The sequence below is a fragment of the Streptomyces sp. NPDC088785 genome, assembly GCF_044750685.1.
Taxonomy (GTDB): domain Bacteria; phylum Actinomycetota; class Actinomycetes; order Streptomycetales; family Streptomycetaceae; genus Streptomyces.
Genome location: NZ_JBIVKH010000007.1, coordinates 189850 through 202007 on the forward strand (window position 1 = coordinate 189850; position 12158 = coordinate 202007).

At 72.8% G+C, this 12158-nt stretch carries 11 protein-coding genes; 6 read left to right on the top strand and 5 right to left on the bottom strand.

Features of this window, described 5'->3' with window-relative positions:
- Positions 1–4: 4 nt before the first annotated feature.
- Positions 5–1267 (top strand): histidine--tRNA ligase, encoded by a 1263-nt coding sequence (hisS, locus tag ACIP5K_RS21390; protein WP_401411661.1) that lies wholly within the window; start codon positions 5–7, stop codon positions 1265–1267.
- An 82-nt stretch (positions 1268–1349) separates the two neighbouring features.
- Here the strand turns inward: hisS and ACIP5K_RS21395 are convergent, their stop codons facing one another.
- Genes ACIP5K_RS21395 through ACIP5K_RS21410 form a run of 4 tightly spaced genes read right to left on the bottom strand, consistent with a single transcriptional unit; the run spans position 1350 to position 4901 of the window.
- The gene (locus tag ACIP5K_RS21395; RefSeq protein WP_401411663.1) at positions 1350–1973 is read right to left on the bottom strand and encodes a response regulator; all 624 of its coding nucleotides are present in this window, start codon (positions 1971–1973) and stop codon (positions 1350–1352) included.
- Positions 1970–3205 carry a sensor histidine kinase gene (locus ACIP5K_RS21400; protein WP_401411666.1) on the bottom strand — a complete coding sequence of 412 codons (1236 nt, stop codon included), beginning with the start codon at positions 3203–3205 and terminating at the stop codon, positions 1970–1972. The genes ACIP5K_RS21395 and ACIP5K_RS21400 overlap by 4 nt, the downstream gene beginning before the upstream one ends.
- Complete coding sequence (locus ACIP5K_RS21405; RefSeq protein WP_401411668.1) at positions 3163–4032, bottom strand: ABC transporter permease; 870 nt, start codon at positions 4030–4032, stop codon at positions 3163–3165. The genes ACIP5K_RS21400 and ACIP5K_RS21405 overlap by 43 nt, the downstream gene beginning before the upstream one ends.
- Positions 4029–4901 (bottom strand): ABC transporter ATP-binding protein, encoded by an 873-nt coding sequence (locus ACIP5K_RS21410; protein WP_401411669.1) that lies wholly within the window; start codon positions 4899–4901, stop codon positions 4029–4031. The genes ACIP5K_RS21405 and ACIP5K_RS21410 overlap by 4 nt, the downstream gene beginning before the upstream one ends.
- 140 nt (positions 4902–5041) lie before the next feature.
- Here ACIP5K_RS21410 and ACIP5K_RS21415 point away from each other — a divergent pair, with 140 nt between their 5' ends.
- The 4 genes from ACIP5K_RS21415 (at position 5042) to rpsD (ending at position 9291) form a co-directional block, all read left to right on the top strand.
- The gene (locus ACIP5K_RS21415; protein ID WP_401411670.1) at positions 5042–5689 is read left to right on the top strand and encodes a vitamin K epoxide reductase family protein; all 648 of its coding nucleotides are present in this window, start codon (positions 5042–5044) and stop codon (positions 5687–5689) included.
- 45 nt (positions 5690–5734) lie between these two features.
- Positions 5735–7084, top strand: a complete 1350-nt coding sequence (locus tag ACIP5K_RS21420; protein WP_401411672.1) for a replication-associated recombination protein A — start codon at positions 5735–5737, stop codon at positions 7082–7084.
- A 563-nt stretch (positions 7085–7647) separates the two neighbouring features.
- Positions 7648–8334: a DUF1524 domain-containing protein gene (locus tag ACIP5K_RS21425; protein ID WP_401411674.1), complete on the top strand. Its 687-nt coding sequence runs from the start codon at positions 7648–7650 to the stop codon at positions 8332–8334.
- 342 nt (positions 8335–8676) lie between these two features.
- Positions 8677–9291, top strand: a complete 615-nt coding sequence (rpsD, locus tag ACIP5K_RS21430; RefSeq protein WP_018534860.1) for a 30S ribosomal protein S4 — start codon at positions 8677–8679, stop codon at positions 9289–9291.
- Positions 9292–9321: 30 nt separating this feature from the next.
- Here the strand turns inward: rpsD and ACIP5K_RS21435 are convergent, their stop codons facing one another.
- Positions 9322–11532 carry an ATP-binding protein gene (locus tag ACIP5K_RS21435; RefSeq protein WP_401411676.1) on the bottom strand — a complete coding sequence of 737 codons (2211 nt, stop codon included), beginning with the start codon at positions 11530–11532 and terminating at the stop codon, positions 9322–9324.
- Between the two features lie 173 nt (positions 11533–11705).
- Here ACIP5K_RS21435 and ACIP5K_RS21440 point away from each other — a divergent pair, with 173 nt between their 5' ends.
- Entirely contained in the window at positions 11706–12152 is a 447-nt protein-coding gene (locus ACIP5K_RS21440) for a DUF948 domain-containing protein (protein ID WP_401411678.1), read from the top strand.
- The last annotated feature ends 6 nt before the right edge of the window (positions 12153–12158 follow it).

Here is a 12158-nt window from a genome sequence, read left to right on the forward strand (position 1 = left end):
TCCCGTGAGTACCTTTCAGGCCCCCAAGGGCACGTACGACCTGCTTCCGCCGGACTCCGCCACCTACCTCGCCGTCCGCGAGGCGATCGCCGCACCGCTGCGCAACTCCGGCTACGGCTACATCGAGACGCCCGGCTTCGAGAACGTCGAGCTGTTCGCGCGCGGCGTCGGTGAGTCCACCGACATCGTGACCAAGGAGATGTACGCCTTCGAGACCAAGGGCGGCGACCGCCTCGCCCTGCGCCCCGAGGGCACCGCCTCCGTGCTGCGCGCTGCCCTGGAGGCCAACCTCCACAAGGCCGGCAACCTCCCCGTCAAGCTCTGGTACTCGGGCTCGTACTACCGCTACGAGCGCCCGCAGAAGGGCCGCTACCGCCACTTCTCCCAGGTCGGCGCCGAGGCGATCGGCGCCGAGGACCCGGCCCTGGACGCCGAGCTGATCGTCCTGGCCGACCAGGCGTACCGCTCGCTGGGCCTGCGCGACTTCCGGATCCTGCTGAACTCGCTGGGCGACAAGGAGTGCCGCCCGGTGTACCGGGAGGCGCTCCAGGCCTTCCTGCGCGGCCTCGACCTCGACGAGGAGACGCTGCGCCGCGCGGAGATCAACCCGCTGCGCGTCCTCGACGACAAGCGGCCCGACGTCCAGAAGCAGCTCGTGGGCGCGCCCTCGCTGCGCGACCACCTGTGCGACGCGTGCAAGGCGTACCACGAGCAGGTGCGCGAACTGCTCGTCGCCGAGGGCGTCGCCTTCGAGGACGACGAGAAGCTCGTCCGCGGGCTCGACTACTACACCCGTACGACCTTCGAGTTCGTCCACGACGGTCTGGGCGCGCAGTCCGCGGTGGGCGGCGGCGGCCGCTACGACGGCCTGTCCGAGATGATCGGCGGCCCCTCGCTGCCCTCGGTGGGCTGGGCGCTCGGCGTCGACCGCACGGTGCTCGCGCTGGAGGCCGAGGGCGTGGAGCTGCAACTCCCGTCCACGACCAGCGTGTTCGCCGTACCGCTGGGCGAGGAGGCGCGGCGGGTGCTGTTCTCCACGGTGACCGCGCTGCGCCGGGCCGGCGTCTCGGCGGACTTCTCCTTCGGCGGCAAGGGCCTCAAGGGCGCCATGAAGAACGCCAACCGCAGCGGCGCGCGCTTCACGCTCGTCGCCGGCGAGCGGGATCTCGCCGACGGGGTCGTGCAGCTCAAGGACATGGAGTCCGGCGAGCAGACCGCGGTCGCGGTCGACCAGGTCGTCGACGTGCTCCGGGCCCGGCTCGGCTGACGTCCGTCCGCGGGCCCGGTGGGGGCGGCGCGCTCGACCGCGCCGCCCCCACCGGGCCCGCACCCATCCGACGCCGCGCCCGCTACTCCAGCAGGCCGTGGCGCATCGCGCTGGTGACGGCCGCCGTACGGTCGTCCACGCCCAGCTTCCCGAACACCCGCAGCAGATGGGTCTTCACCGTCGACTCGGCGACGTGCAGCCGCCGCCCGATCTCCGCGTTCGTGCACCCGTCGGAGACGAGCCGCAGCACCGCCGTCTCCCGCTCCGACAGCCGGGGCCGCTCCGGGTTGGTCCTGAGCTGGTCCACGAGCCGCGCCGCGACCGAGGGCGCCAGCACCGTCTCGCCCCGCGCGGCCGCCCGGACCGCGTCGGCGAGCTCGGCGCGGGCCATGTCCTTGAGCAGATAGCCCGCCGCGCCCGCCTCCACGGCCCGCAGGATGTCCCGGTCCGTCTCGTACGTCGTCAGCACGACCGTCCGGCAGGACAGCCCGGCCGCCGTCATCCGCGTGATCGAATCGACCCCGTCGCCGCCGGGCATCCGCAGGTCCATCAGGACGATGTCCGGGGCGAGTTCGGCGGCGAGCGCCTCCGCCCGCGGGCCGTTCGCGGCCTCGGCGACGACCTCCAGGTCGGGCTCGGCGTCGAGCATGGCGCGCAGGCCCTCGCGCACCACGGGATGGTCGTCGGCCAGCAGGATGCGGATCACGAAGGGGTCCTCTCGGGTACCGGGAGCCGGACGGTGACCGTGGTCCCCGCGCCCGGCGCGCTCTCGACGACGGCCGTGCCACCGACCTCGGCGGCCCGCGCCCGCAGCCCGCGCAGCCCGAAGCCGTCGCCGGCCGCGCCCGGCACGAAGCCGGGCCCGCCGTCCCGTACGACGAGGGTCAGCCCGGCCGCCGTGTAGCCGAGCCCGATGTGCACCTCGGTGCCGGGGGCGGTGTGCTTGCGTACGTTGGACAGGGCCTCCTGGCAGCCGCGCAGCACCACCACCTCCAGGCCGGGCGCCAGCACCCGGGCCGCGCCGGAGACCTGGACCTCGGCGCCGTGCCGCGCCGCGAGCCGCCGCAGCGCGTCGGGGAGGGACGCGCCGTCCAGGTCGGCGGGGGCGCCGCCCGCCACGAGCGCGCGGGCCTCCGCGAGGTTCTGCCGCGCGGTGTCCGCCATCAGCGCCAGATGGCGGCGGGCCCGCGGGACGTCCGTGGCCAGTTCCGCCTCGACGGCCTGGACCAGCATCAGGACACTGGTGAAGCCCTGGGCGAGGGTGTCGTGGATCTCCCGGGACATCCGCTCGCGCTCCGCGAGGGCCCCGCGGTCCGCGGAGAGCTGGGCGACCTCCTCGCGGCTCGCGTCCAGCTCCGCGATGAGGTCCGCCCGCTCCCGGCTCTGCTCCATGATCCGGATCGTCCAGCCGCCGAAGGCCGCCGAGAAGGCGAGGGTCACCACGGCGAACACGGAGTTGAAGAAGAGGTCCCGGCCGCCGATCCCCCACAGCAGCGCCCAGCCCACCACCGGCGCCAGGTTGACGACGGTGACCGCGATCATCGCCCTGCGGTGGCGCAGCGCCATGAAGCACTGCGGGACGAGGGCGAACGCCATCAGCCGCGTCTCGCCGACCAGGACGCCCGGCATCAGGTACACGACGACGGCCCCCGCGACGTACGTCAGCGCCCGTCGCTCGTCCGACCCCTCGGTCAGCAGTACGAAACGGCCCTGGCCCAGGTACCAGGGGACGAGCAGGAGGAGCAGGGCCGCCGCGCCCAGCCGGACGGGCCACGACGGCTGGGCGGTGCCGAGCACGAACACCACCGTGGCCAGCCACACGATCGCGAAATAGGTGTCCCAGAGCCGGAAGCCGCGGTCCCAGGCGTGCGCGGCGCGCGGCCCGGTCCGCGGGCTCACCCGGCCCGGCGGTTCTTCCAGCGGAATGTCAGCAGGCACAGCACCAATCCTCCGACGCACCAGGCTCCCAGCACCAGAGCGGCCTTCCCGAACTCCCAGCTGCCCGCCTGCTCCAGGACGTGCGCCGAGTCCGGCAGGAACACCCCGCGCAGCCCCTGGCAGAGCCACTTCAGCGGGAACAGCGCGCCGATGTCCAGCATCCAGTCGGGGATGGTGTCGATCGAGATGTAGACCCCGGAGATGAACTGGAGCACCAGGAACGGCAGGACGACGACGGAGGTCGCGCTCCGCCCCGAGTTCGGCAGCGAGCCGACCGCGATGCCGAGCAGCGCGCACGCCGTGATGCCGAGCAGGAACAGCCAGCCGAACGTCAGCCACTTGCCGGGGCCCGTCGGCAGGGAGACGTCGTAGAACACCGTGCCGACGGCCAGCAGGACCGCCGTCTCCAGCAGGCCCGTGACCAGGACAAGCCAGACCTTCCCCAGGAAGTACGCGGCCGGGGGCATCGGCGTGCCGCGCAGCCGGCGCAGCACCTTCTCGTCGCGCTCGATGGCGATGGAGATGCCGAGCGACTGGAAGCTCGTCGACATGATGCCCGCCGCCATCATCGCGGGGACGTACAGCTGCGAGGCGGTGACGCCCGCGCCGCGCACGTCGTCGCTGAAGATCGACGCGAACAGGAACAGGAAGACGACCGGGAAGGCGAAGGTGAACATCACCTGCTCCCGCAGCCGGAAGAACTGCTTGATCTCCAGGGCCCCGCGGCGCAGCCCCAACTCCCAGGCGCCGGGCAGTCGTCGAGCGGCCTGCGCGGCGCTCTGCGGCGGTGTCGCGGTCGCGCCGGTGGCATCGGAAGGAACGGTCATCGCCGGGTCTCCTCGTCCTGTCCGGTGAGGCGGAGGTACACGTCCTCCAGCGTCGGGCGGCCGACCCGCAGGCCGGGGATCTCGCCGTCGAAGCGCCGGGCCAGCGCGGCGACCGTGCGGGTGGGGGTCCGCGTCCGCTCGCTGCGCGGGGTGCCGTCGGGCTCGGTCCACTCGACGGTGGCGTGGCTGCCGTGGCGTTCGCGCAGTTCGGCGGGGGAGCCCTCGGCGACGACCCGTCCCGCCGCGATCACCGCGAGTCGCTGCGCGAGCGCCTCCGCCTCCTCGAGGTAGTGCGTGGTCAGCAGGATCGTGGTGCCCTCGGCCGCGAGCATCCGGATCAGCTCCCAGAACCGGCGGCGGGCGGCCGGGTCGAACCCGGTCGTCGGCTCGTCCAGGAGCAGCAGCTCCGGGTCGCCGATGACACCGAGCGCCACGTCGAGGCGGCGCCGCTGCCCGCCCGAGAGCGCCTTGATCCGGGAGTCCGCCTTCTTCTCCAGGCCCACCAGCTCGATGACCCGGTCGGGGTCGCGCGGCTCCGGGTAGTAGTGCGCGAAGTGCCGCACGGTCTCGCGCACCGTCAACTCCGCGGGGGCCGAATCGTCCTGCCAGACGATGCCGACCCGGGACCGCCAGGCGCGGTCCGCGTGGTCGGGGTCGGCGCCGAGCACGCTCACCTCGCCGCCGTCGCGGGACCGGTGGCCCTGGAGGATCTCCACCGTCGTGGACTTGCCCGCGCCGTTCGGCCCGAGCAGGCCGAAGACCTCGCCCGTACGGATCGTCAGATCGAGGCCGTCGACCGCGGTCAGGTCGCCGTACCGCTTGCGCAGCCGCCGTACGTCCACCGCGAGTTCTGTCGTCTGTGGGGTCATGACCGAGAGCGTCCCGCCGAACCGGCCGTTCCGGGCCCCACGGGTGGGCATTCTTATGTCCATCGAACGGTGGACACCCGCGCCCGTACGGCAGAATGAGCGTGCCCGCAGGCCTCACCTCTCACATACGGATCGGCGTGATGAGCAAGACGACCACAGCAAGCGACAGCGACAGCGTCTCCCGCGACATCGACTCCGCGGGCGTGCCACGCACCGTCGGCGGCAGTCGCGGGTTCGGGCTGCTGCTGGTGATCACCGGAGCGGCCGGACTGCTCGCCTCGTGGATCATCACGCTGGACAAGTTCAAGCTGCTGGAGGACCCGGGCTTCACGCCGGGCTGCTCCATCAACCCGGTCATCTCCTGCGGCAGCATCATGAAGAGCGACCAGGCGTCGGCCTTCGGGTTCCCGAACCCGATGCTGGGCCTGGCCGCCTACGCGGTCGTGATCTGTGTGGGCATGAGCCTGCTCGCGCGGGCGAGCTTCCCGCGCTGGTACTGGCTGACGTTCAACGCGGGCTGCCTGTTCGGCGTCGGCTTCGTGACCTGGTTGCAGTTCCAGTCCCTGTACCGGATCAACGCGCTGTGCCTGTGGTGCTGCCTGGCCTGGGTCGCCACGATCCTCATGTTCTGGTACGTCACGTCGTCGAACGTCCGCCACGGCCTGCTGCCGGCGCCGCGCTGGCTGAAGACGTTCTTCGAGGACTTCACCTGGGCGCTGCCGGTCGTGCACGTCGGCATCATCGCCGTCCTGATCTTCACGCGCTGGGGCGACAAGCTCTGGGCCTGACGCCTCCCGGCGGCGTTGTCAGCGGTGTGACTTAGGGTTTTGTGCGTGGAACCCGACCTCTTCACCGCCGCAGCCGAGGAACGCCAGGAGAAGGACCCGTCCGCGAGTCCCCTGGCCGTCCGGATGCGCCCGCGCACGCTCGACGAAGTCGTCGGCCAGCAGCACCTGCTCAAGCCGGGATCGCCGCTGCGCCGGCTGGTCGGCGAGGGCGGCGGCGGTCCGGCCGGCGCGTCGTCGGTGATCCTGTGGGGCCCGCCCGGCATCGGCAAGACCACCCTGGCCTACGTCGTCTCCAAGGCGACCAACAAGCGGTTCGTGGAGCTGTCCGCGATCACCGCGGGCGTCAAGGAGGTCCGGGCCGTCATCGAGGGCGCCCGGCGGGCGCTGGGCGGCCACGGCAAGGAGACCGTCCTCTTCCTCGACGAGATCCACCGCTTCAGCAAGGCCCAGCAGGACTCGCTGCTGCCCGCCGTGGAGAACCGCTGGGTGACGCTGATCGCGGCCACGACGGAGAACCCGTATTTCTCGATCATCTCCCCGCTGCTCTCCCGCTCCCTGCTGCTGACCCTGGAGCCGCTGACCGACGACGACCTGCGCGGGCTGCTCGCGCGGGCGCTGACCGACGAGCGCGGGCTGGGCGGCGCCGTCACCCTGGCCGACGACGCCGAGGAGCACCTGCTGCGCGTCGCGGGCGGGGACGCGCGGCGGGCGCTCACCGCGCTGGAGGCCGCCGCCGGGGCCGCCCTCGCCAAGAGCGAGGAGGCCATCACCCTGGAGAGCGTCGAGGAGACGGTCAACCGCGCGGCGGTGAAGTACGACCGGGACGGCGACCAGCACTACGACGTCGCCAGCGCCCTCATCAAGTCCATCCGCGGCTCCGACGTGGACGCGGCGCTGCACTATCTGGCCCGCATGATCGAGGCCGGTGAGGACCCGCGCTTCATCGCCCGGCGCCTGATGATCTCCGCGAGCGAGGACATCGGCCTCGCCGACCCGACCGCGCTGCCCACGGCGGTGGCCGCCGCGCAGGCCGTCGCCATGATCGGCTTTCCCGAGGCCGCGCTGACCCTGAGCCATGCCACGATCGCGCTGGCGCTGGCCCCGAAGTCGAACGCGGCGACCACCGCGATCGGCGCCGCCATGGAGGACGTCCGCAAGGGCCTCGCCGGGCCGGTCCCGGCGCACCTCCGCGACGGCCACTACAAGGGCGCCGCCAAGCTGGGGCACGCCCAGGGGTACGTGTACCCGCACGACGTGCCCGGGGGGATCGCGGCCCAGCAGTACGCGCCGGACGCCATCGCCGGCCGCCATTACTACGAGCCGACGCGCTACGGGGCCGAGGCGCGCTATGCCGATGTCGTCGAGCGGGTGCGGGAGCGCTTGCGCGGCGAATGACTCCCTCGGCCCGGGCTCCGGTGCGGGCCGGCTCGCTCGCGTCTTCCGCCCGCGCCTCTCGTCGTGGCTGGTCGCGCAGTTCCCCGCGCCCCTGAGGCATGCGCTGCGCGCAGCCTCCTCTTGAGGCTGCGCGTCGCGCGCCGCTCCTGCGTGAGGCTGCGCGTCGTGCGCCGCTCCTGTCTGGGGCCGCGCTTGGTGCGCCGCTCCTGTCTGGGGCTGCGCTTGGTGCGCCGCTCCTGCGTGGGGCTGCGTTTCGTGCGCCGCTTCTGCCTGAGGCTGCGCGTCGCGCGCCGCTTCTGCGTGAGGCTGCACTTCGCGCGCCTCTCCTTTCTGAGGCTGCGCTTCGTGCGGGTCTCCTGGGAGGCGGGACGGTGGCGCGGCTCTCCTTTGGGGGCGGGCCGGTGGGCCGCCCCTGATGAGATGGCGCACGCAGTGCGCATCTCAGGGGCGCGGGGAACTGCGCGAGAAGCGGCCACCGGCCGGTGGACGAAGAACTGCCCAGGGGTGCGCCGACCGGATGCGGTCGGCGCGCGGAGGAAGGGCGCCGCGCCTACGCTCGGGCCATGCGCAGAAGCCTCACGGGGACAGCCGCCACGGTGCTGCTGCTCGGCGCGGCGGCGTGCGGCACCGGCCAGCCCCGCCCCCCGGTGCGGGCGGCAGCCCTGAGCCAGGGGTTTCCCCCGACCGCCGCGCAGGCCAGGGCCCAGCTCAACACCCTCACCGTCGCCTGGGGCAAGAACTGGCAGACGTACCGGCGCAGCGCGTTCGGCGACGGCTGGAGCGACGCCGTGGACGCCCCGGGCGGCCGCAACGGCTGCGACACCCGCGACGACGTCCTGCGCCGCGACCTCGACGACCTGCGCGAGGGCGACCGCAACCGCTGCGTGGTGATCTCCGGCACCCTGCACGACCCGTACACTGGCAAGAAGCTGCCCTACTCCTACCGCCGGGCCTCCCAGATCCAGACCGACCACGTCGTCGCGCTGGGCGCGGCCTGGCGGGCCGGCGCCTGGGCGTGGACACCGCAGAAGCGGCTCGCGTACGCCAACGACCTCGATGTGCTGCTGGCCGCCGACAAGACGGCGAACCACGAGAAGAGCAGCAGCACCCCGGACCGGTGGAAGCCGCCGAACAAGGCGTTCTGGTGCGAGTACGGACGGCGCTGGACCGGCATCAAGAGCAAGTACGCGCTGACGGTGACCCCGCCGGAGAAGCAGGCGGTCCAGGACCTGCTGGCAAGCTGCCGCTGAGCCATCCGGTAGACTCCCCAGAAGTGCTGTGTCCTGTGCCCGGTGTCCCGAAAGGGAGACGGGGCGTCACCAGAGCGGGACATCCAGCCGGATCCCCCGAACCGCGAGGCACAGGGGATCCAGGAGCGTCGCGCACCTTCGAAGGTGTCGCGGGCAGCCCACCACCCTTCCGGGTTCCGGGACCAGGTCGGTGGGCCACTCGCGTGCTGCACGTATGTGCCCAGTATCCGGGAGCGGCTGCCTCTCCATCCACGTGATGGACGGGTTTCCCGGGCTGCGGATGCGACCTCCCAAACCCTGGTGAAGCCGTATTCGCATCAGAAACAATGAGGTGTTTGGTTCATGGCGAACCAGTCCCGCCCCAAGGTCAAGAAGTCGCGTGCCCTCGGCATCGCGCTGACCCCGAAGGCCGTCAAGTACTTCGAGGCCCGCCCCTACCCGCCGGGCGAGCACGGCCGCGGCCGCAAGCAGAACTCGGACTACAAGGTCCGTCTGCTCGAGAAGCAGCGTCTGCGCGCGCAGTACGACATCAGCGAGAAGCAGATGGCCCGCGCCTACGACCGCGCCAAGAAGGCCGAAGGCAAGACCGGCGAGGCCCTGGTCATCGAGCTGGAGCGTCGTCTCGACGCGCTGCTGCTGCGTTCGGGCATCGCCCGCACGATCTACCAGTCGCGCCAGATGGTCGTCCACGGCCACATCGAGGTCAACGGCCAGAAGGTCGACAAGCCCTCGTTCCGCGTCCGTCCCGACGACGTCGTGATGGTCCGCGAGCGCAGCCGCGAGAAGCCGCTGTTCCAGGTCGCGCGTGAGGGTGGCTTCGCCCCCGAGGGCGAGACCCCGCGCTACCTCCAGGTGAACCTGAAGGCCCTGGCCTTCCGCCTGGACCGGGACCCGAACCGCAAGGAGATCCCCGTGATCTGCGACGAGCAGCTCGTCGTCGAGTACTACGCCCGCTGACCGACCAGCGGACGTAGTCTCACCTGCGTTTCAGCCCGTCGTCTCCCCGCCGTTCGCGGTGGGGGAGGCGGCGGGTTCTCGCATGTCCGGGGGGAGTGCGCGGGCCGGCCGCGGCAGCGTGACCGCCGACGCCGGCGGACCCCCGCCGAGCGCCCGCGCCACCGTCTCGTCACGGTCCAGCAGCCCGCCGACGCGCGTCAGTTCCTCGAACCGGGCGTCCCCCAGGACCTCGCGGGCCTGCGCCTCGCACCGCTCGTGCGGCACGTTGTAGTGACCCGAGCCGAACAGCCGCAGGCCCACCGACGGCCACATCCCGCCCGCCGCGCCCTGGAGCACCGCCGCCTCCGCCGCGTCCCCCTCCGCGACCGTGACCAGCGCCAGCAGCTCGATCGCCAGGACCGTGCCGAGCAGATCGCGGAACTCGTGGTCGATGGTCAGGCACTCCCCGAGGAGCCGCCGGGCCGCGGCCGGCTCGCCCTCCGTCCAGCGCGCGTAGGCCAGCACGTAGAGCGCGTACGCCCGGGTCCACCGCTCCCCGTGGTCCTCGCACACCTGCCGCACGTCCTCGCAGAGCGCGACGGCCTGCGTCAGCTCGCCCCGGAACGCCAGGGCCATCGCCAGCTCGACCTGGCCCATCAGCACATTGCTGTTCAGCTCGCCGATCTCGCGATACCGGGTGAGCGCGTCGCGCAGCAGCAGCTCCGCGCGCGGCATGTCGTCCGAGACCAGCGCCAGACACCCCGTGCGGTGCACGGCGTAGGCGAGCGCCGTCGCGTTGCCCGTCCGCTCCGCCGCCTCGCGGCACTCCTGGAGCGCCGCGAGGGCGGGCACCGTGTCGCCCTGGAGGATCGCCACATAGCCGAGCACCCACAGCGCCTTCAGCCGGGAGTCCGCGTGCCCGCCGCCGGGGTGCCCGTCGCCCGCCGTGTCCAGCTCGATGCTCTGCTCCAGCCAGTGCCGGCCCTCCGCGAGCCGGCCGCAGCCCGCCCAGTAGAACCACAGCGTGCCCGCCAGGTACTGGGCCAGATGCGTCTCGCCCGGCTCGTTCAGGCAGAACTCCAGGGCGGCGCGCAGATTCGGCAGCTCCCCGTCGGTCCGGGCCGCCACCTCGGCCTGCCGGGGGGAGAACCAGTCCAGCTCGCACCAGGTCGCGAGCCCCACGTACCAGTCGCGGTGCCTGCGCCGCATCCGCTCGGTGTCGCCGATGCCGTCCAGCCACTCGGCGCCGTACGCGCGGACCGTGTCCAGCATCCGGTAGCGCACCCCGGCCGGTGTCTCCTCGCGGGACACGACGGACTGGCCGATGAGTTCCTGGAGGACGTCGAGGATCGCGTCGGCGTGCAGGCCGTCGCCGCCGCAGATGTACTCGGCGGCCTCCAGGTCGAAGGAGCCGGAGAACACGGAGAGCCGGGCCCACAGCAGCCGCTCCTGCGCCGTGCACAGCTCGTGGCTCCAGCCGATCGCCGTGCGCAGCGTCCGGTGCCGGGCCGGCGTGTCCCGCCCGCCGCCGGTGAGCAGCCGGAAGCGGTCGTCGAGCCGCTCCGCCAACTGGCCCGGCGACAGCGCCCGCAACCGTCCCACCGCCAGCTCCACCGCGAGCGGCAGACCGTCCAGGCGGCGGCACACCTCGTGCACGTCGTCCCGGTTGCCGTCGTCCAGGCGGAAGCCGGGCAGCAGCGCGGCGGCCCGCTCCGCGAACAGCTCGGCCGCCGCCCCGGCCGGCAGCGGAGCCAGCGGCAGCAGCCGCTCCCCGGCCAGCGCGAGCGGCCGCCGCCCCGCCGCGACCACCCGCAGCCCCGGTGCGGCGCCCAGCAGATCCCGCACGAGCAGGGCGCACGCGTCGACCAGGTGCTCGAACCCGTCGACGACCAGGACCAGGGTGCGCCCGGCGAGATGGTCGAGCAGGACCTGGCGCGGGGACCGGGTGGTGTGGTCGGTGAGGCCCAGGGCCTCGGTGAGCGCGTACTCCACGAGCTCCGGCCGGCGGACCGACGCCAGTTCCGCCCGCCACACCCCGTCGGCGCACAGCGGCCCGGGCAGCCGGGCCGCCGCGTGCGCCACGAAGCGGGACTTGCCGACCCCGCCCGCGCCGGTGACCGTGACCAGCCGGGCGGCGGTCAGCGCCTCCGGGAGCGCGGCGAGTTCGGCGGCCCGCCCGACGAAACGGTTCACCTCGTGCGGAAGGTTGCCGGGGCGCGCGGGGGCGGCGGCCGGGGGATCGGGGCGCGGGGTGCGTGGCATGAGGTACGGAGCGTACTCATCCGTACGCACTCCGTACAATCGGTTCGATCGAAGTGCGGCGGCGGCGAGGGGAATGCGGTGCCGAGCGCGGGGCGGGGCGCGATAGGCTCGGGGGACGACTTTTCGATGTTCAGCAGCGGTGTCAGCAGCAGACAACCAGGGAGCGGTGCCAAGTGTCCGGTGGAGAGGTGGCCGGGATCCTGGTGGCCGTCTTCTGGGCGATCCTGGTCTCCTTCCTCGCGGTGGCACTCGCGAGGCTGGCCCAGACGCTCAGGGCGACCACCAAGCTCGTCGCGGAGGTGACCGATCAGGCGGTCCCGCTGCTCGCGGACGCCTCGGCGGCGGTGCGCTCCGCGCAGACCCAGATCGACCGGGTCGACGCGATCGCCTCGGACGTCCAGGAAGTCACGTCGAACGCGTCGGCGCTGTCCTCCACCGTGGCCTCGACCTTCGGCGGCCCGCTGGTCAAGGTGGCCGCATTCGGCTACGGCGTGCGCCGGGCCATCGGAGGCCGCGGCAAGGACGCCCCCGCCAAGCAGACCCGCCGTACCGTGATCGTGGGCCGCGCGATCCCGGAGTCACGCCGCGCCAAGCGGGCCCACCGGAACAAGAGGGACTGACCAAGC

What these genes read in the sequence shown, in the direction of transcription:
- rpsD (WP_018534860.1), top strand. Translation starts at nt 8,677, where the DNA reads ATGGCGAACCAGTCCCGCCCCAAGGTCAAGAAGTCGCGTGCCCTCGGC.
- ACIP5K_RS21415 (WP_401411670.1), top strand. Translation starts at nt 5,042, where the DNA reads ATGAGCAAGACGACCACAGCAAGCGACAGCGACAGCGTCTCCCGCGAC.
- ACIP5K_RS21405 (WP_401411668.1), bottom strand. Translation starts at nt 4,032, where the DNA reads ATGACCGTTCCTTCCGATGCCACCGGCGCGACCGCGACACCGCCGCAG.
- ACIP5K_RS21410 (WP_401411669.1), bottom strand. Translation starts at nt 4,901, where the DNA reads ATGACCCCACAGACGACAGAACTCGCGGTGGACGTACGGCGGCTGCGC.
- ACIP5K_RS21425 (WP_401411674.1), top strand. Translation starts at nt 7,648, where the DNA reads ATGCGCAGAAGCCTCACGGGGACAGCCGCCACGGTGCTGCTGCTCGGC.
- ACIP5K_RS21435 (WP_401411676.1), bottom strand. Translation starts at nt 11,532, where the DNA reads ATGCCACGCACCCCGCGCCCCGATCCCCCGGCCGCCGCCCCCGCGCGC.